Raw genomic sequence first — 20,766 nt, 5'->3', positions numbered from 1 at the left:
CAAAGCAATATATTAACTTTACTCTTTTTAGCTTTTTTATATATTACATTTACCTATCCTAAGAATTTATTAAACTCGTTGTTATTTAATTCTTTTTTAGAATTAAATAAACTAAACTCATTCTCTGTCATTACCACTTTATTGGGCTGGATTGAATTCACTAGGCTATTCAAATAATGATTCGTTACTCCAGATATGTTATTCCAAAAAGTACCATACATAGGCGCACGTAACTTTTGAGAAATAATTTCGGCAGCGTTTTTATTTCCAAGATCTTCTTTTAACCCTTGTAATACCTTCCCTTTATCATAACTACCAAACTTTCTAGGGCCATATGCTTGCATTAAACTCCAAGGAACTCTATAAGTGTTCCCATTATATTGAAGTCGATAGGTATAACGTGTGTTATTAAGATATTGCTGATCAATATTACTATTAACGAATTGAAGTAATTGAGTCAGTTTCGATAATTCTCGATATGCCATTCTAATAGAAGGATTCCCGTTAAAAAGTAAATTAAACTTTTGCTGATCATCTAGTTTTGAATGCAAAATTGTTTTAACATCAACCTCTTTTTTCTCATCATATGTCATGATCACTTTGTTCAACTGATCTAAATCCATGAGACCATTTAAATACTGATCTGTCACTCCGTACGTGTTATTCCATAAATTACCATACATAGGTGCACGTAACTTTTGAGAAATAATTTCAGCTGCATTTTCTTTTCCAAGATCCTCTTTCAACCCCTGCAATATCCTTCCTGCGTTATAATCATTCAACACTTTAGGATCATATGCTTGCATTAAACTCCAAGGAACACTGTAGGTATGCCCTTTATATTGAAGCTGGTAGGTATAACGTGTATTGCTAATAGATTGCCGATCAATATTATCATTAACAAATTGAAGTAATTGAGTCAGTTTCGATAATTCTCGATATGCCATTCTAATGGAAGGACCACCGTTAGAAATTTTTGCCAACAGCAGATCAAATCTTTTCTGATCGTCTAGTGTTGAATTAAGAACAGCTTTAACATATGCCTCAACTACCTGATGGTGGCCATTTTGAAATGCCATTCTAATCGAAGGATCTCCATCAGAATCTTTTGCCAACAGCAGATCAAATTTTTTCTGATCATCTAGTGTTGAGTTGAAAACAGCTTTAACATATGCCTCAATTGCCTGGTTATGCCCCTCATTGTTTGCCACCACCATGAGATTTGTGGCTTCTATAATATTCATAATGTTATCGGGCATATCGTACTTTTCAGGTGCCTGTTCAGAAATTGGGTGGTTGGCATATTCGATTATGGAAACTGCAAAATGCTTTTCATTATTATTTATAACTTTAAATATTTCTTTAATATAAAGATGGTGATAACGTTTCACTCGTTGTAACCTTATCATGACTGATCAATCTCCATTTATTATTATCAAAAACAACTGCAATTGTATGATCAATCGACGATATAGAAACCCCAAATTGCTTGGAAGTGCCTTTCAAAGTGTTTAAGAAACTTTCAAAATGGCTAGTATTATCGTTATTAAAAACTTTAAGGTGCTTGCTTTTTAAATAAAGCGCGTCATGACTTTCTCGACTCAAATTCTTCAACTTCTGAGATACAAAAACAGCATCCTGTATTCCTGAAAAAATTTCTTTTAGATTTTTTTTTGCATATTGGTCTTGCTCTTTTACTAGTTCCGAAGATTGTTGAAAATAGAAGCAGGATACCTCATCAAAAAATGCAAGAATATCCAAATCATCATTGCTTTGATATGACAATTTATTATCTTTGCTCTGTATCTTTTCTAAGCGATTTTCATAATCATTAAACTTGCCTTTTAAAGCCGATAGTATAGCAACATGAGCTATTCCATAGCACATACCTTCACTATCAATGCTATACCCATTTTTATGCATTAGTTTTAAAATCTTAGACATATAGCGCACCCATAATACAAATATATGTTTTATAATGTCAGCAAAAAACCGACCTTTCTTGCCGCTTCTTTTGAAAACTGCTTGCAAACCAGCAAAACTAGCAAAAAATAAATTGTGGTTTTATTTCCTCCTATTCGCGTTACAAAAGCTTTTACGCCTAAATTTACATATTACATTTACTTATTTAGATTGTTGTTAGCTAATAAGTATTCTTGGTTTTTAGGATTAAATAAACTGAATTCATTATCCTTCTCTACAGCCCAATTATTCTTTGCTGATTGGATAATATCTTGGTATATAGAATTCTTTATAAGGTCTTGATACAATCCACCAGTTGGTTTTAAATATTCGAGCTTTTTAAAATCATTTTCAGAATTAATTTCATGATCTTGCGGAATAAAATGTTGAAACGTCTTGTTTGCCGCACAAGTTATCGCTGTACCAAAAAACAACCGTTGCGCTTCTGACCAACTATTACTCTTCACACCATATTGATCAAGTGCTTCAGCAGAAATAGAAGAATCCAATTTATAATTATCTGCTATTGTTTGATAATCAAATAAATTAGCTGTATTTAAACCCTCAAGCCCCGCTTTTATCACCGAATTATCTAATTTTTCACCTGTTTTAGAACGTAACACTTCAAGTGCTACCAAAGCGTCAATCATTTTTTGATTATCAAACAAAATTTCGCTCAATTCGTTTAAAAAATAGGATTGATAAGTTCCTTTTTTCTCATCAGCTGTCATAATCACTTCATTGAACTGACTTGCATTCACCAGGCTATTTAAATACTGATTTGTTACCCCATATGTGTTATTCCATATAGTACCATACATAGGCGCACGTAATTTTTGAGAAATAATTTCAACCGCATTTTCTTTTCCAAGATCCGCTTTCAACCCCTGTAATATTCTATTTTCGTCGTAACTACCGAACTTTCTAGGGTCATATGCTTGCATTAAACTCCAAGGAACGCTGTAGGTATGCCCTTTATATTGAAGCTGGTAGGTATAACGTGTGTTGTTAAGATATTGCTGATCGATATTATCATTGACAAATTGAAGTAATTGAGTCAGTTTCTCCTCAACCTTAGCACGATTTTTTCGAGTATCCTGCTCTAGCTTAATATCTTGCTCTAATATTTCAAACGTATATTTTGGATTCTCATTACCATTTTCTAATTGTTTAAGAACTTTAGGATGGGTAAATCCAGCAGCATCTGCTAAAGCATCATTCATAAGATCAGCAAAGGCTTTTTTGATTAAAGGTTCTGGATCAATAGCTTGGTCGTATGCATTATGGTCAATAGTAGTTGGTACTATATTGCTATAATGCATACCATTGTGTACCAGAAAATGTGGTACCTTACCTGCTATAATGAATTCTCGAAAATTTTCATATACCTGACCAGGCTGAGAATTTAAATGATCTATAGATACCAGCATCAGATTTTGTTTTTTATCCTCAGGAATGATTTTAAGCAATTCAACATACTTTTGAAGATTTTCTTGCTGTTGTAAATGCCTTAAAAAACCCGTAACTTCTTGCTTGACTTTATCATGCAACTGATCTTGCATAATTTCTGGTGATAAATTATTATCCCCAAATGTTTTTTTTAGTTCAGTTTCGAATGATTCTATCGTTTTATCATCGTTAAAATCTAAAGAAAAATAATTGTTAATATTATCAATATCTTCTACGTAAGCACCTTTTAATTCGGTATAAAGCATTTTTAAAGCGTCTGTTTCCATAGTATTAACACCATCAAAAACAGCCTGCCAGCCTTTTACTACTGCTGCTTGCTCACTCAAATTTGGATTAGCTAGACGACCAATTGCTATGATTAAACAATCGTTATTGTTATTACCACCATTTTCTTTTAGTTGATATTTTATCATGATTCACCTATTTACTATCTTATGTTAAATTATTCCTACCTTTATAGGCTCATCTATGCACACAACTTTCGGAGCTTCAAAATACTGCTACCAAATCATAACTTGTGTACATAGATTAGCCATTTGCAGGACATACTAAGTTGATTGTTTGATTTTCATTTACTTTTAAAGTGGGTCATATCAGCTAGTGGTAATGGTAAAACACAACTAAGGTTGATCTGACCCCTTATGTAACAAAAAGAATATATTAAACTTGTACTTCTATTTCTTTACTCGCGCTGAAAAACAGCGCGAGTAAATCCCCCCAAGAGAGGTGAAGTGATTAGACTAATTTATTTTTGGATTGTTACTAATTAGTCTCCACTATAATCACGTACTATTTAATTGTTTAATGTAGCTTCATTACGTATTGTTCGGGTATTACGATCAAACAGCTTTTCGTTATTAGATTGACTCATATCAACTTGTGGTTTGTTTATATCACCATACTGAAGAACGTTATCAAAGTTGGAGTTCCTCTTATTAACTTTTTCTAATACCAACCTCTTATCTGGATTAGATCCATTAACGGCACCTAAAGCTTCCAGATATGTATTCGTTACACCATAGTTATTGTCACCTCTTTGCTGTATAACTTTCGTAATAATATTCTCAGATGAGCTACCTTTTAGATCTTCTAATATTCCTTTGCTTAAGGTATCCATATTAACTTCATTTCCCTTATAGTAATGAGCACGATATGCTTTTACTATATCAAAAGGAAGCTTGTAAGTCTTGCCTTGATACTCTGCATTATATGTATACGTACCATTTTTCCAACCGTTTACTTCATTTGCTGGCATAGTGTTTTTATCAATAAATGCAAGCAAATTAATTAATTTATCTTCAGGTGATAAAACTTTAGATTCAACGCTATGGGTATTTACCTCACCAATTTTATTTATTCCCTTTGCTGAATTTATATAAGCGTTTAGGTACGGAGTTAGCCTTCTATCCCTCACTTCTGTATCTAAGTCCTCACTGTTATGATTTTGATTGGGATTTTCCTTTTCTCTTCGTTGCGTGAAATACTCTGCAAGATTCTGATCAAAATTCTTTCTATGCTCATCTTTTGTTCCTTGAGTTCTATCTTTAGCTCTCGAGTAATTAGGCTTATGATTATTGCGTGCTAATTGATCTCTTGCTTTTTTATCATCTAACTCTTTAGGTAGATACGCATTTGTTATCGCTACACATGCATTGTTTAAGCCGACGCTATCGATTAAAGATTTATATCGAGAAGAATCTTTTTCTATAAAACTGTACACATCACTTACCATAACTGGAACACCAACGTTCCTTGATTGATCAAACTCAGCCATTAAGCTTTTTAGTTGTCCAACTATGTCTTTATCTTCGTAAATTCCAGGTAGTTTAGCTTGTAGTTCTAACTCTAATGCTGCTTGTCTTTTTTCTAAAGCAGAAGTCTTAAAAAGCCCAAGCTTGTTAAATACATCTTTAAAGAAATTAACAATAGCCGTAACTACTCTATCTAATCCATCTTTAATATGATTACCAGCACGTTGTGACCAAGAAGGGGAATTAAACTCTAAAGCTTGTTGCAATACTCCAGCTTCCTGTTTAATCTTCGCTTGGAGAACTTCTGTATTCTTTATGTCAGTTTGCAAAAAATGCTTTATTACATTTGCGTTAAAGTCTCTAAGCGCTTTCTCATTATCAACGGAGTTTTCCTTAGCAGATCTAACAATGTCCCCTAAGTTAGTAATAGCCTCTATTGAAGCTCTGGTTTCTTCACTGTTTGAAGTGTCTAAGCTATAACATAACCTAAGCTTATGATAGTACTCTGGAGATAAAATAAAATCGCCATTTTCATTACGAACTACATGTTTATCTAACCCTGTTATCTTAAACCCCCCAGATACACCTGGTTTTATACCCCCGAATGTACCGGGGGTTTCGTTTTTTATTGCTTCAACTTTAGCTAATTCGATTAGTGCTTGTTCTATATCTTCAGAATAAACGCCTCGCTTATGTGCTCTTCCAGTTTCAAAGTAGCTTGCATTTCCATCAACAGCTTTACTACCTTTATTAAAAAAAGTGGTACTTTTATTAATAGTAAAAAATTCATTACTACCTTTAAGTAAAATTTTAATCGCCATATTTTTCTCCTAACATTAATTTTTAACTGTTTTTACCAAAGCATCTGTACTGACGCCTTGCGATAAAATTACAAGATTTAATTTTAAGGCACAATATTTAGCACTTTTATCGGACAAATTGATTGGTTTATAGAGAAACTGTTCAATAAAACCTAATGCCTATGTAATTCTTTCATCCTTAGATTAAGCTCGTTTATTCATAATGAAGCAACTGCCCCTTGGTTTTTCCACACTATCTGAAATTCAAAAATATAAAATAAGGATTTTTACTAATTAGTCACAGAAGTGATCATAATCAATGTGTCTGAATTTAATTTCTTTTATTGCATAACATCCCTTTAGTGGATACTTTTAACCTAGAATTTTAGATTTTCTTTTTAATTGTAAGAGAAAAAACATTATGCCAATTTTCACAAACAACGAAGTTAAATATCGACGAAAACCGACACTGGATTTCTGGCCTTTTTCTTACCAAGGATCAACAAATCTACATTGGGAACGCGCCCTGCTAGAATTAGAAAACCTTCATAATGTATCTCCAGAATTTAAAGCTTTCCTACGTGCGAAATTTCATTCTGATCATCCAGCTGACCTACTGATATTGAAAAAACTTGACTATCTTTTTCAACAAGGTTTACCAACCGTGACTGAAAAAATTGTTCACACTTATATATATTGTGTTGATTGGCTAAATTTATTTCGTAACCTTTATGAATTGATCGCCCTTACTGTAAAACCACTAACTATGCAGTTACCATTTATTGGGCTAGCTTGGCAATTATTTGACACACTTATCATTACAACTATGGCTATATATGCTGATCAAAAACAGGATACTTGGGCAAGAAATGTCAATCTTTCTTGCTCATCACAGCTTATGATCTGTAATAGCATTATGCTGAGTGCTTTATTGGTAAGCACTTGTAGCGCATTAAGCCTTGCGAGCCAACTTGCAGCAGGAGTGGGTGGAGTAATTGCTTTGGTCATTTCATGGGCACTTAGTCAGCGCACTGCTAAATTATGTGATGCTCGTATTGATTATTTAATCCATGAACGTTTGTGTGTAGAAAAATTGTCAATGTTTGTTCCATCTGAAATCATACAACAAACCACCACAAATTATCAAAACTGGTGCAATAAAATCGAGCAAGGTCAAAATAGCGAAGTAAGCTATAAGAACTTTATGCAATCTTTACAAACACTTGAAAACAACCTTCTTACTCATCCTGACGCAAATAAATCAAATGAACATCATGAGGCAACGCTTGCATTGGGTCTATGCAAAAGTCAAGTCAGAAAGCGTGAACTATATTATCGCTTAGAAAAGCCACTGAACTTTTATACCATCACAACGCTTGCACTGGGTATCTTGGCAGTTGTTTTATTTTGCATTGGTGCTAATATGGCCACTTTTGGACTTGCCACTACCATTTTCTGTTCAGCGATGGTGATTTTTGGAAGTCTCTACAACCTTTATCAAAAAAATCGATTTTTAAATGCAAATACTGAACTCACATCTCACAAAACAACACAGAAACCTTATCCAACTACTATTTTCAATGTTCCTTTAAATATTAACAACACAACCTACGTCACACCAAATAGCTGAAAAGTATTATTATTTTATTCATATTCTCTCTATAGACTTATGAATTGTAAGAAATGAATTTACACTCCTCCCAATTTTCTACTTTCTGAAAATAACTTTTGTAATTAAAGACAGTTTGTCCGTTTTTGATATGAATTCATAAACGTTTCATTTTAAGGCGATTAGAATCAGCAGCGCTCACAAGAAATAGTGTGCACATCAATATGTAATCAATAAAAGGAGAAATAAATAAATGAATTTTAAGAAGCTTCAACTGTTCATAGCACCTTTATCTATAGCCGTTATCACAGCGAATGTATCTTATGCAAATTATGCTCAATCACAAGAAACACCGATTGACAAAAATATTATTAGCGAATCTTTACAAAACTTCTCAGCAGAGAGTTTATCTGGTAATCCTGAGAGTATTAAACAATTGAATGCATTTTATAATGCAGCAAAGAGCAAATCTTATATCAATACCATCACTAAAGGTATATCTTTTGCCGATTTAATTATTAAGGAATATCCGATTTACAATAAAGATGTCAATGTAACAGAAGCCAGTAAGCAAACTAAAGATGCAGCCAAAGAACTCTATAATGCACTTCAAAACATCAATATACTTCCTATTATGGATCAGCATCTAGTAAATTATAAGAGCGCCTTTGATAAAGCATGGCAGGCACGCGTTGCATTCTGGAAAAACGAAAACAGTAGCGAGCAAGCACAAGATTTTAATCATTTTGTAAATTACATGATGATTTATGGTTTGGCAAACATCCAAAAACAAGGCATGGACCATGCCAAGGATAGCTATGTACAAATCAATACTATGGCCTATCAGCTTCAGATTGATGCACAAAATGCTTATGTCAAAATCAAGCAAGGTGCAATTGATGACGTCTATAACATCACCCCTGAAATTTTAAAGTCAAATGTAGCTTTGTTGCGCCAAAATGCGACTGTTTCGGGGGTCACTCAAGCTGTTGTCGATGTTAATAATGGCTTAGAATCGGCATTGAATATTAACGTGCCAATCAAAGTTTTTGGTGTAACAATATTTACATTAAAACTACCACAAAGCGTTATTGATTTTGTCCACAATGCCGAGAATAAAACAGGACTAACCGACAGTTATCAAGCATTGATGTTTATAATGAAAACAGATTTGACAGCGATAAGTAATTATGAAGCTATAGCACAAGCCAGCGATAAAAATGCCTTTGCAAAAATGATCGTCTCTTTTGCACAAGCTACAGCTAAACACTTCGCTGTGACACCTGAACAAGCATATTGGGCTATTTTGAATCAGATTGCAGTACAACTTAACTCACATATTCATTAGAAATCGTATCAATAGGTTCTATGTATGCAAATGAATTTGTATACATAGATAATAAATCATCCCAGAAATCAATATGTATTTACAAATAAATCAACTGACACACTTGCTATCTTAGTTTATTTGTGAATACAATTTTTAAAGAGGTGGGGAAGTGGTGTTAAGCGTATGAGTGATCTACGCTGAAAGGTAAAAAAACAAAAGAACCTCACCATCAAATTCAAAGACAAAAACTCTGTAAAATGATTCGTGATAAGCCTATTAGATAAACTTACACTTAACTATTTTATCGACACTATGAATTGACAGGGAAGGAAAAAGAGAAGTAGATTTTCTACCATAGAGAATCTTATAGCATTTGACTTTGATAAAGAGGAAACAAAGTGAATATTAAAAAACATCTTAGTTATTGGTTCTTCCCCGTTTTATTCCTTATCTTTATGACACTAAACCTTATTTTCATTATTCTTTCCTACCAACAATACCGTGATAGCCAGTATCATAAAACGCTGCATTCATTAACAAATACAATATTTCAAGTCTATTTACGTCACAACAATGCACTAGAAAGTTCTGATCAAGCAAATATACATCGTGTCCCACGCTACATTTCGTATTTTTTTAGCGATAAACCAACGTTTTATCCAGTAATTGGGTTAGATATTCCTACGAAGTATCAAAAAAATAGTTATTTTTTATATACGGACATAAGAAAACAAATTGAAACTGAGCTTGGGAGCCTTCCTTTTTTTCACTCAAAAGATGTTTCTATTTGCTATGTTGACCTTAAACAATGTGCAAATTTTAAAATTGAGCTTCCCAATCTTTATTATCTTTATTTTTTGCTTTTGCTTTTTTTAATATTCATGCTTTTGCTTATCCCAATCCACTTTGTCTATAAACAAAAATTGGTCCAACCATTTTTACGCATGCAAGCCTTGGCAGATAAATTGAATTTAACCAGTGGCTCCACTGTCACTAAACCATTTAACTTCAAGAATCTAGCTGATTTAATGGAAAAAACGTGTAGTAAACTCAATACCTTAATTGATGAGAAAATGTATACAATACAAGCTATATCACATGATCTTAAAACACCTATTACTAAAGCTAAGCTTTATATGTACAATAATATCCCAACAAAATACCACGATGAACTAATTAAATATTATGATGATATGGAATATTTACTCGCTCAAATTAGTGTTTATGCAAAGAAAACCTATTTTAAAGAAAAGCGTCAGAAAATTGACCTGATTGATTTTGCTGAATCAGTGTGTCATGAATACCAAATTAACGGTTTTGCAGTGAGCTTTTCAACGACTTTACAAAAAGCAATCGTCATCTTTCAACATAAGGCACTAAAGCGTGTTGTGCAAAATTTAATTGATAATGCGATAAAATATGCAGGTAGCGTTATGGTTCACATTGAAGAAAGTAACCAACAATTATATTTATTGTTTACTGATTCAGGTCCAGGTATTGCAAATGCACACTTGACTAAAATATGTGATCCTTTTTATCGTGTTGACAGTGCCCGTAGTCATAATATACCAGGATCTGGTCTTGGATTAGCTATTGTTAAAGAAATACTGACGCATAACAATGCTGAATTAATGATATACAATAATGAAAATGCAAATGGATTAACTGTTAAAGTTGCGTTTCAAATGCCCTAGTCAAAATATCAAAATAACTCACTTGAACAAAGAGGCTTTAAGGTATAAAGTATCTTCAAATTATGATTTTTGTATATAGTTAAGAGAAGACAACAATGTTACAAGCTACAATTTTAATTGTTGACGATGATAATGACGTAAGAAAATTATTATCCGATACATTAACAAAAAATAACTACAAAGCAATCACAGTGGGAAGCGTCAACGAGGCCCAAGAGCAAATTAACTTACAAAAGCCTAACCTGATGCTACTGGATATTAATCTACCCATAGAAAATGGTATCGATTTTTGTAGGAGAATACATAGCCAACACCCTATTCCAACTATTATGCTAACAGCATCCGACGACGATATTGATCGTGTGCTTGCTTATGAGGTAGGTGCAGATCACTACATAACAAAACCCTTTAATCCAAAAGTCCTACTTGCCACTATAAAGGCTGTACTTCGTAGAACGACTAAAAATAGCAATTCAATGGAGCACCAAGAATTTCACAATGCTAATTATATTTACTTTAACAACTGGTGTTTTGATCTTAGAGAGCGAACATTAATTAACGATCATGGTGTATCTGTTGAATTAACAACAAAAGAATTTGAATTATTGCACCTACTTGTTGAAAACGATGGACAAACTTTATCTAGAAATGACTTGATTCAATCTTTATATGGACGTGAGTACAATGGGTATGATCGGAATATTGATATCATGATCATGCGTATTAGAAAAAAACTAGAAACCGATCCACAGAACCCTAAAATAATTAAAACCATACACGGAAAAGGCTATCTGTTTAACGCACCCATTCAGTGTAGTGACACAAATCATACTATATCTTTCTAACACTACACCCAAGTTATCAAAAATAATAAAATGAAACGTATTTTTTCATTTTATATATACAAAGAAGGGACTTTTAACAATCTGCTTGCGATAATGCTCTTATATCAAGAGTTAAGTTTAATTGTAGTGGGGAGAGCGAAATTGCTCTATACAAGTTGCACTATTTTAGGGTGTTATTAAGTGTCAAGGAGTTCATGGTGAGATTAACTGATTATTGCGCTAAAAAGATTCACTCAATAGCTGGATGGTCAGTTTATTTAACCATTCTCCTAAGTCATAATAACGTGTTAAGGTCACAAAGTCGTAGACTTCAAATGCACAATATAAATCCTGAACGATATTTCTAACGGTAGATTCTGCACGAAAAATACGATTAGCAATTTCAAGGTTATTATGACCTCGACATTTTAATGTCAGTACGTAAAACTTAAGCAAAGGTAATTTAACAGGTTTGAAGTAATTCCATATCGTTAGATTCTTACCATCCCAAGTTACAGGTACTTTCGCTATTTTAAAAAAGAACCCCCTGATTTCAACTTTATCTGAATTAATATATGTGCGCGTAGTAATAATTGACTCAGGACCTTTTCCATCAAAATAAAATAATTCCTTTTGTATCGATACACCTTTGAGCAAACGTGCTTCTTGTTCTCCAGTTGAATACATTTTATGAAATGGTTTTAACTCTGCTATATCCACTTCATTCTTACCTTGAAGCTCGATTTCATCTTGTATTCCAAGATAGCTTAAATATTGTTTATTAATGTTAACTAATTTTCCAGACTTATCCTTTTCAAAAAAGGCAAATTGATATTGCGTCATAATTAACCCCATAATGACCATAATATTTAAACACGTCCCATTTTCAATTAGTGCTGTCTTCTTTAAATGCTTAGTGATATTAAATTAATAATGTACTAACCAGAAATTAACAAGTGTCATACTTAATTAGCAATCAAAATTCATTTAAAGAATATTGCACTAGATGCGTATAATACATGATCAGTGTAAAAAAAATAGCGTAAAACTACGCATAATTATGATAACCAATCAATATTTAAAAGATCACACTTTATCTATTTTTATTCATTTTTCGAAAGTTAGAAAATTACATTAAAGTTTAAGACAAAATGATGAAGTTATTTCAAACCTATTGATGAGTAACTGCTTTTAGAAAAAAATGCCAAACAATCGAAAACAACTTGTAAAACGCTGAAAATCCATGGATAAGAATAATACCGAAGCCATCGACTATATCGTTGGGATACTTAAAATGCTGATTGGTACTGAAAATACCACAGACTTCACCGTGTTTGATTTAATACGCGTCATTGGCACAATCATAGGCTTTTGCCTCTTATTTATTGCCATTATTCGCTTATCAAAACATGGTAAAACTCAGCAGATGTTTCGCTATTACGCACCATCAACCACCATATTGATGCTTTTCTCAGGGGTTATGTTATTGTCAATGACAGGCTTTCTAGAAATGGTAAGTACTGCATTGTTTCAAGATACGTCACTTAATCCAATTAATACGATCAGCGCTTATGCAGATGGGGCAGAGAAGTCTAAAGATATTAATATTGCCCAGCAGTATTTAGTGTTTTCACTACTTGCAATCGTGGGATTTATTTCACTCATTCGCGGCGTTTTTTTACTAATTAAAGTATCAGAAGGGCAACATGAGGGTGGAATTGGACAAGTTGTAAGTCATCTTATTGCGGGGGTTGTAGGCATGAATGCGGCTTATTGTATGACAATTTTAAATAATATATATGACTTTAAACAATATATGACTGGGTAAAGACCATAAAAAATACTTTTTACTCACTGTGATATAGATAAAAATCAAAACCCTTAAACCCAAACCAAGAAATGGAGAATAAATATGAAAATGAATATCCCTAGCATCAAAAAATTTTTAATTGGTGTTTTTTTATTAACGCTTACTTGTGCTATTAGTTATGCTGATACTCCCTCTGGCACTGTCCATAAATTTGGTGAGTGGGCCCAAGGAATTGTCACTTTTTTTGAACAAATAAAGACGTTCGTTCAAATTGTCGCTACAGTGGTTGGTATGTGGTTTGTATATAGTGCATTACAACTCTTTAGAAAACATCACACCACTCAAGGCACTCAAGGGGAACATGTTAAACATGGCGCAGGTCACCTTGTACTTGGTGTATTCTTAATGTGCCTTGTACCAGCTATTCAAATGTTACAAGGAACGATCTCAAAAAACATGGGACAAGATGGTGCAACAAAAACTTTTGAAGTACAAGACGAAAATATTTTTAGCAAATAATTTAACTTTATCAGAGTTCTAACTTATGAAAACTACATCACTTATTCTTTCTCTTTCTATAGTACTACTGAGCGCATGCAGTCATGTTGACACAAGCACGCCAGAGAAATACCAGCCTGAGTACATCAACAATATGGTAATTAATGAGCTTAAAACCTCGAGTGAGTCAATTCAAAGCTCACTTAATGAGCTCAATCGTTCTAACACCATTCGCTATGGCAACCCTGATATTCCTTTTGCTAACGTTAATGATGCTCAGCTGTTGCAAACACTTTCACTAACTTATTATGGTCCGTTAGAAAATGTGCTAACTAAAATTGGCTTAGCGGTAAATTATAAGGTGCAATACTTTGGTAAAACACCCCCCTTTCCAATTGTCATCATTATTGGTCAACTTAATGCCCCTATACAAGAAACTGCCCTTAATATTTTAAGGAATATCGCTGTTCAAGCGGGTAAACAAGCAAGCTTAAGTATTAATACAGAAGCCAAAGTCATCAGTGTCAGGTATTTACAAGCATGATAGCAATCGAATTACACCAACTAGAAAATTTGAACACAAATGCTCCAATCGTAAAATACGATAGCACTCACCTCACTTTAAGGCAAAAAGCAATTAAAGAAGCTGCTTTAGAGTTAGGCATTCAAAGTGGACTCTATGTTGGTCAAAACATGATTAATAAAAGTCTAGATAAACTGGCACCTATGTTGTATCAGACCTATAACTTTAATACGTTATTATTAAGTGACAACATTTTACCACCTATTATTGAAACAGGTTATAATCAATCCAATGTTGGTACTGATAACCGTAAAATAACTTTAAATGGTCAGTCATATCATATTACAAGGCAAGCTTATTTCGTCTCAACTGTCCCAACTTGGCGTGATTACCTTATTACCCACTTTACTCAACCTGAATTACCTGATCGTTCCGTACTTCCACAAAATGAGGAAGAACAAAAGATTTGGAAAACAGTTATTCGCTATGCTTGGGAGAGCGGTATCGAACAAGCGGTGGATATTTTTAAACAGCAAGTGTATAAGTTAAACCGGGATTTTCGTGGCATGGTTATGTATTATGAACTTATAAACCGCAATATGATTGTTCCACCTTACATCACTAAAGAAACAAAAGCCATCATATCTGATTCTGATAATCTGGCTATTGATAATAAAGAAATCAATTTAAAAATTGAACCACAATTTCAAAGCAATACTGAACTATGGCAAGTCATGCTTGATCCACTACACGATGTAATAAGTAATAACAAAAAATAAATGAGCTTACCATGACTGGCGTGACTTCTCTTTTATTCACACATGAACCACCGTATTTTTTGCAAGAGCACTACTATGCACTGTTAACTCATGCAGCAGATATTAATATCAGTGACCTGACAGTGCAAACAGACAGCCCGATATTTGGACTACAATATGGACAGCATAAAAAATTGACCACTAGGTGTCTTAGCTCTAATGAAGTGGAAGACTTTATTAATCTTTTATACGGCAGCAACGCTGTAGCTAAAGTATTAAGTGGTAGCGATCTTGATTTTAGTTACACACATCGGATAAATAGCAATCAAACGCTGCGTTTTAGGATAAATGCCAGTTTAATAAGCCAATATGAAAAATTAGGTATCCAAATTTCAATGCGATTATTAGCCACAACCCCACCACCTATTGAGAATCTATTATTACCAAATGAACTTATCAATTTAAGTTTTATTAAAGAAGGTATTGTTTTAGTTTGTGGTGCAACAGGATCGGGGAAATCTACTTTGCTTGCTTCAATGTTGGCCTTAAGAGCTCAAAAAAGTATTGTAGGAGAAAAAATTCTTACATTTGAAGCACCAATTGAGTACATCCTACCAATCCATACTGGAAACTCAATTACTTCACAATCTGAACTGCCTAGATGTTTACCTGATTTTGCTTATGCAGTTAGAAACGCATTAAGACGTACGCCAACAGCCATCATGGTTGGGGAATCAAGAGATAATGAAACAATTTCTGCTGTGATTGAAGCAGCCCTTACTGGCCATAGCGTTTTTAGTACACTTCATAGTCAGTCGGTAACTCAGGCGATAAATCGACTGCTGATGCTTTTCCATGAAGGAGCAAAAACACGTATTTATTATGACTTTTTTAGCACCACACAAGCCATTATTTGGCAAACGCTCATACCTTGCAAAAATGGCAAGCGTGTCGCCTTAAGGGAGTATATTACGATTGATCCCATGCTAAGAGCCAAGCTTTTATCTTGTTCAATTGATGAGGTATCCACTGTTATCAATACTGAAATGGATAAAAACAAAACGTCCTTAACTCACCATGCCACACAATTATTACAAGAAGACTACATTAGCAAAGAAACTTATGATTTTTACTACCAACATGGAGAAATATAATGAATAACAGTCACACACATTGGCGTGATTCCGGTAGAAAGCCTAAGTTCTTTATTATTGAAGCTCAGGTTTTTATTCCCATTGTTTTATGCTTATTTCACTTTAGAACATGGACCTTATGTCTAAGCATTGGTACAGGTATATTGCTTTTTATACTTAGTCGTTATCAAGTCACTCTTTGGGTATTTTTATTAAATTTAAGAGAATGGCTTTTGGGTCGTGAGAAATTAACGCAGAAGATCAACCAAGATGAGTAAAGGGTTAAGGGGACTCGCCCGCTCCCAAGAAGCGCGCCCAAGCGACAGTATTCGCGATACACGAGGTTTAATCTTTCAAATTTATGAACTTGCTTCATCACGATTAGGAAGCATGTGTTTAATTTTTTTGTCGCTTCTTGCTTTAACTTGGTTACCATTATTAAGCGACTTCCTTTTTATCTTAGTTTTACTGATTTTCTGGAATGCATTCTGGCAAATACCAATACTACCTTTTCGCTTGCCCTTAGGCACTAAACATCCTGATCTTTCCAATAGTAACTTATTGCAAAAAAAAATCTCCAAAGCAGCTGGTCTTTATTTTTTTGGTAACGAAATTAGCAACAATCAAGAGCTTTGGTTTAGTGATGAAGATATGCGCACCCATGCCCTTATCCTTGGGTCTACTGGTTCAGGAAAGACACAAACCTTACTTTCTATTGCGTTTAATGCACTATCTCAAGGCTCAGGCTTTATTTATGTTGATGGTAAAGGAGATAATTCACTATATGCTCAAGTGTTTTCAATGGCTAAATATATGGGGCGAGAAGACGATTTACTTGTTATTAACTACATGACAGGAGCTGAAGACATTATTGGCCCTCAAAAGGACATGATTTCTAATACCTTAAACCCATTTGCCTTAGGCTCTTCTAGTATGTTATCCCAATTAATCGTGAGTATGATGTCATCCTCTGATAGCGGTGGTGGCGATGGTGATATGTGGAAAGGAAGAGCGATTTCTTTTGTCGAGGCACTGATGCGTTTGCTTGTTTATCTTCGAGACAAAGGTTATCTATTACTTGAGGCCAATACCATTCGTAGATATTTTATACTTGATGTTGTTGAGGATTTACTACACAAACAAAAAGTAGTCGACCATAATAACCAAACCATTATCATCCAAGAAACGCTTCCTACGGATGTTACTGATCCGATGTATAACTATCTTGCAACGTTACCTGGTTATCAGCAAAAAAACATTGGTAAACAATCAGATAAAACTTATGAGCAACACGGTTACATCACAATGCAATTGACACGCATCTTTGGCTCATTAGCTGATGTTTATGCACATATTATGCGCACCAACCTTGCGGACGTTGATTTTAGTGATGTGATTTTAAATCGTCGTATCTTAGTTGTACTTTTACCTGCATTAGAAAAATCACCAGATGAATTGTCTAATTTAGGAAAGCTTATTATCGCTTCATTGAAAGCCATGCTGGCAGCCGGTCTTGGTTCTAAAATTCAAGGTGAATATAAAAAAGTTATCGAATCGAAACCTTCTAACTCCGACACACCTTTTTTATGTATTCTAGATGAGTATGGTTATTATGCGGTTGAAGGATTTGCTGTGGTTCCTGCTCAAGCACGCTCTTTGGGCTTCTCTGTTGTGTTTGCCGGTCAAGATATTCCCGCCTTTCAAAAAGCATCTAAAGAAGAAGCTGCTTCTATTTTTGCCAACACTAACATCAAACTGTGTATGAAACTTGAAGATCCTACTGAAACCTGGGATTTTTTCAATAAAACGGCAGGAGAAGCATATGTATCAACCGTTAGAAGTTACAACATGGGACAAGATGGCAATAGCTTAGGTTACAAAGACTCAAGAGAAGCAGGAATTGAAAAACGTGCTAGGATTGACCTTATGGATTTAAAAGATCAACTGCCTGGTGAAGCACATGTATTCTTTAAATCCAATATTGTCAGAATGCGCTCTTTTTATGCAGCTCCTAAGAAAACTAAGCATATTGCATTGAATCACTTATTAAAAGTTGAGCCTTATAGTATTGCTTTTATTCAATCGACAAAAATTGCACTTGGAAATACTCACTATAAAAAAATAGATGCCTTACCATTAAGCTCGATGCTATTACAAGAAGGGATGCCCAACTTAAATGACGCTCCTGTTGGCGAACCATATGCACTTGATAGCGGCAAATCGAGTGAACAATCTCCTTATCAAACAAACACATCAGAATCAGCATATCAAAGCAAACAAGCTTTAGATCATTATGCCAATAAAGCTGACGAAGATATAGCGATGTTGCAAGATAGTATTTTGTTTGAATCTATCTCTCTTGAAGCAAAATTAAATAACGCATATTTTGATTTAACACAATCGAATTTAACTCAGCAACTCGTTGATGGTAAAATGCTACGTGACCTTTTCTATCGCCTTAACACTATGAACGGGTTAAAGTTAAGTGAAAATAAAGCTCATATCATAGAAAAATTACAACATATAAAAAATCTCTCTAGCCAATATTTGAAAAACACTTCCGAAAGTAAGGTAAATGAACTATTTAGCCAAAAACCATTCCAACTTAACTTAAATATGAAAAAGAACAAATGATGACACTGACAGACATTATTAAACACTTAAGTGAAGAACATGACTTAACCTTTATTGAAAATCAGCAGCACAAGCATTTTGCTCAATTAAAGCATTCTGGTTTGTTAATCAACTCGCTAATTGCAAAGGCTAATAGTAATTATCTTTATGTTTTTGATACTTCTATGGCAAACATAAATAATACTCAATTTGATTTGATGAGTATTTTATTTGCCTATGATGCGCTACTGAGTATAGCGCAAGATAATATAGTAAATGTAGATAAAATCTTAGGAGAAAAAAACGATGGCTAATGCACCTAATAACAATGACGACGGGATGGCACCTTTTTACGTCGTATCCATTATTTTATTAATGCTACTGCTATTTTATTGGTTGTTTCACAACCAGATCATTAGAGTTGTTTTTTTGATTAAACGCCTTGAGCTAATGATTATCATGTCGTGGGATACGCGTTATATGATGCTTATGAATTGGTGTAATCATGTATTAGAATCTACTGTCACACTTAAGCAACTTAAGTATTTAGCTTACAACATATCCGATGCTTTTAAACCACTATTCTGGATCGTCGGCACAGGTCTTATCGGAATACTTTTTTTCTTTCACCCGAGTCGGAAATATCGCCAAACGTTTTCAATGCAAAGTTTATCGCGCTTTATTGGAAAACATTTTAAAAAAGTCTGCCTCCCAAACGACCTACAAGGCAATGTTGATTCTGCTTTTGATATTGCTTTAACGCCGGTTCAATATTTACAAAAATACAAACTTATAGAAAACAAGCAACTTGATATCCATGCACTACATAATAACTTAAGCCAACAACTAGGCTCACGTTGGCTTGGAACAAAGCAAATGGCTATTGAAATATATGGGTTATTTGTTGCTTTTTCGTTGTGTATCTGCGATAAGCGCAAACAAGCTGACAAGCTTTTTGGTTATTTAAATGCCGAGTTTACCAACAACTCAAATTCATTTAAAAAATATATTAACACGCGCAAATTAAATCAATTTATTAATGCGCACTTAACCGAATGTATTTCTCATTCAGATATCCAAGCAATTATTTCTCAACACCATTACACCTACACACTTATATGTGCACTTTTACACACAGCAAGGAAAAGTGGAATTGTCCCTTCCGCATCATTTTTATGGTTAAAAAAAGTTAACCGTACCCTTTGGTATGCTTTAAACAATGTGGGCAGAAAAACATTCTTTAGCGAAGGTGCAGCTATTACTGCACATTGGAAATTTGAAGAAGCGATAAAAACACCTATGTCTTCACCAATGGTTCAAAACGTTATCAATGCTTTACAACATGAATATCAACTTTATGAGTTATTAAATCATGACAAAATCTGAAATACCGCTAAAGCTTTTGTCTATTCCCATGAATGGGCAGTTATTTTTAAAGCGTTTACATGCACCAAAGTATAATGCTTGTTTTCAAAAACTCGCTCAACAACAAGAGAGTTGTTACTTTTGTAAACAACAAAACACTTCACTTTATATCATCAATCTTGATCATAACTACCATAATAACGATTGGCAAAACCTTACACTGGCATGTGGTTTTTGTAGTTATGTTCAATTATTGGATCTGACCTTTCACAACGAAGTACCTAAGCAATATATTATTTATCTACCAACAAAATCTCAAGAGACACTCAACCATTACTACCATCAGTGGCAAACCATGGTTAAACAAAAGAATAATGTTTTTGCTATTCAAGAAGCTATATTGGAGCTTTCAGAACACTCCCAGCCTTTAGATGAAATTATTGGCTTTCAAGCAAACTTTAAAGATCACCTTGGTTTATTACTCAAACCTTATGCTGACAACCATCCTCTTTTATCCCACCTTCGATGGCTGCCTAGTTTCGAGCTGCTAACAACTTTTCAACTCATACAGTGATTTACTGAATCAAGGTTTCAAATACCTGCAATATAATTACGTTAATTTCATC

19 protein-coding genes are annotated in these 20,766 nt (G+C 34.0%); 14 read left to right on the top strand and 5 right to left on the bottom strand.

Translation table 11 applies throughout. From position 1 onward, the window contains the following. Positions 1-53: 53 nt before the first annotated feature. The 4 genes from M1V25_RS01775 to M1V25_RS01760 all read right to left on the bottom strand — a co-directional run bounded on the left by M1V25_RS01775 (position 54) and on the right by M1V25_RS01760 (position 6,004). A complete protein-coding gene (locus M1V25_RS01775) occupies positions 54-1,409 on the bottom strand; it encodes a hypothetical protein (RefSeq protein WP_498842258.1) in 1,356 nt (451 codons plus the stop codon). Further along, positions 1,363-1,944, bottom strand: a complete 582-nt coding sequence (locus M1V25_RS01770) for a hypothetical protein (RefSeq protein ID WP_498842257.1) — start codon at positions 1,942-1,944, stop codon at positions 1,363-1,365. Before M1V25_RS01770 ends, M1V25_RS01775 begins: the two co-directional genes overlap by 47 nt. A 176-nt stretch (positions 1,945-2,120) precedes the next feature. Continuing rightward, entirely contained in the window at positions 2,121-3,845 is a 1,725-nt protein-coding gene (locus tag M1V25_RS01765; RefSeq protein ID WP_498842256.1) for a hypothetical protein, read from the bottom strand. A 380-nt stretch (positions 3,846-4,225) separates the two neighbouring features. Continuing rightward, on the bottom strand, positions 4,226-6,004 hold the full coding sequence (locus tag M1V25_RS01760; protein WP_498842255.1) for a hypothetical protein: 1,779 nt from the start codon (positions 6,002-6,004) through the stop codon (positions 4,226-4,228). Positions 6,005-6,404: 400 nt separating this feature from the next. Between M1V25_RS01760 and M1V25_RS01755 the strand changes: the two genes are divergently transcribed. From M1V25_RS01755 to M1V25_RS01740, 4 genes are all read left to right on the top strand, one after another. Next, positions 6,405-7,613, top strand: coding sequence for a hypothetical protein (locus M1V25_RS01755; RefSeq protein WP_116963332.1), 1,209 nt, complete (start codon positions 6,405-6,407; stop codon positions 7,611-7,613). Positions 7,614-7,845: 232 nt separating this feature from the next. Next, complete coding sequence (locus tag M1V25_RS01750; protein ID WP_498842254.1) at positions 7,846-8,940, top strand: hypothetical protein; 1,095 nt, start codon at positions 7,846-7,848, stop codon at positions 8,938-8,940. A 380-nt stretch (positions 8,941-9,320) separates the two neighbouring features. Continuing rightward, entirely contained in the window at positions 9,321-10,616 is a 1,296-nt protein-coding gene (locus M1V25_RS01745; RefSeq protein ID WP_498842253.1) for a sensor histidine kinase, read from the top strand. A 95-nt stretch (positions 10,617-10,711) separates the two neighbouring features. After that, positions 10,712-11,461, top strand: coding sequence for a response regulator transcription factor (locus M1V25_RS01740; protein WP_116963329.1), 750 nt, complete (start codon positions 10,712-10,714; stop codon positions 11,459-11,461). A 219-nt stretch (positions 11,462-11,680) separates the two neighbouring features. Here M1V25_RS01740 and M1V25_RS01735 read toward each other — a convergent pair whose 3' ends face one another. Further along, positions 11,681-12,283, bottom strand: coding sequence for a helix-turn-helix domain-containing protein (locus M1V25_RS01735; protein WP_116963328.1), 603 nt, complete (start codon positions 12,281-12,283; stop codon positions 11,681-11,683). A gap of 400 nt (positions 12,284-12,683) precedes the next feature. Between M1V25_RS01735 and M1V25_RS01730 the strand changes: the two genes are divergently transcribed. From M1V25_RS01730 to M1V25_RS01685, 10 genes are all read left to right on the top strand, one after another. Beyond that, on the top strand, positions 12,684-13,268 hold the full coding sequence (locus M1V25_RS01730; protein WP_116963327.1) for a hypothetical protein: 585 nt from the start codon (positions 12,684-12,686) through the stop codon (positions 13,266-13,268). Between the two features lie 84 nt (positions 13,269-13,352). Next, a complete protein-coding gene (locus M1V25_RS01725; RefSeq protein WP_239986711.1) occupies positions 13,353-13,769 on the top strand; it encodes a hypothetical protein in 417 nt (138 codons plus the stop codon). A gap of 25 nt (positions 13,770-13,794) precedes the next feature. Further along, on the top strand, positions 13,795-14,292 hold the full coding sequence (locus tag M1V25_RS01720; protein WP_498842252.1) for a DotD/TraH family lipoprotein: 498 nt from the start codon (positions 13,795-13,797) through the stop codon (positions 14,290-14,292). Next, positions 14,289-15,050, top strand: a complete 762-nt coding sequence (locus M1V25_RS01715; RefSeq protein WP_116963325.1) for a type IV secretory system conjugative DNA transfer family protein — start codon at positions 14,289-14,291, stop codon at positions 15,048-15,050. The genes M1V25_RS01720 and M1V25_RS01715 overlap by 4 nt, the downstream gene beginning before the upstream one ends. A gap of 11 nt (positions 15,051-15,061) precedes the next feature. Beyond that, positions 15,062-16,183, top strand: coding sequence for a type IV pilus twitching motility protein PilT (locus tag M1V25_RS01710; RefSeq protein ID WP_116963324.1), 1,122 nt, complete (start codon positions 15,062-15,064; stop codon positions 16,181-16,183). Next, positions 16,183-16,440: an IcmT/TraK family protein gene (gene icmT / locus M1V25_RS01705; protein WP_116963323.1), complete on the top strand. Its 258-nt coding sequence runs from the start codon at positions 16,183-16,185 to the stop codon at positions 16,438-16,440. The genes M1V25_RS01710 and icmT overlap by 1 nt, the downstream gene beginning before the upstream one ends. Continuing rightward, positions 16,433-18,796, top strand: a complete 2,364-nt coding sequence (locus M1V25_RS01700) for a type IV secretory system conjugative DNA transfer family protein (protein WP_116963322.1) — start codon at positions 16,433-16,435, stop codon at positions 18,794-18,796. The genes icmT and M1V25_RS01700 overlap by 8 nt, the downstream gene beginning before the upstream one ends. Next, positions 18,793-19,089: a hypothetical protein gene (locus M1V25_RS01695; protein WP_498842251.1), complete on the top strand. Its 297-nt coding sequence runs from the start codon at positions 18,793-18,795 to the stop codon at positions 19,087-19,089. The genes M1V25_RS01700 and M1V25_RS01695 overlap by 4 nt, the downstream gene beginning before the upstream one ends. Then, positions 19,082-20,161, top strand: a complete 1,080-nt coding sequence (locus M1V25_RS01690) for a secretion/conjugation apparatus DotM-related subunit (protein ID WP_116963320.1) — start codon at positions 19,082-19,084, stop codon at positions 20,159-20,161. The genes M1V25_RS01695 and M1V25_RS01690 overlap by 8 nt, the downstream gene beginning before the upstream one ends. After that, positions 20,148-20,714 carry a hypothetical protein gene (locus M1V25_RS01685; protein WP_116963319.1) on the top strand — a complete coding sequence of 189 codons (567 nt, stop codon included), beginning with the start codon at positions 20,148-20,150 and terminating at the stop codon, positions 20,712-20,714. Before M1V25_RS01690 ends, M1V25_RS01685 begins: the two co-directional genes overlap by 14 nt. The last annotated feature ends 52 nt before the right edge of the window (positions 20,715-20,766 follow it).

It is taken from the genome of Candidatus Nebulibacter yamunensis (assembly GCF_024208055.1).
Lineage (GTDB): Bacteria > Pseudomonadota > Gammaproteobacteria > Francisellales > Francisellaceae > Caedibacter > Caedibacter lacustris.
The sequence above is the reverse complement of the archived record's forward strand: the minus strand, read 5'-3'. Positions and strand labels throughout refer to the sequence as shown.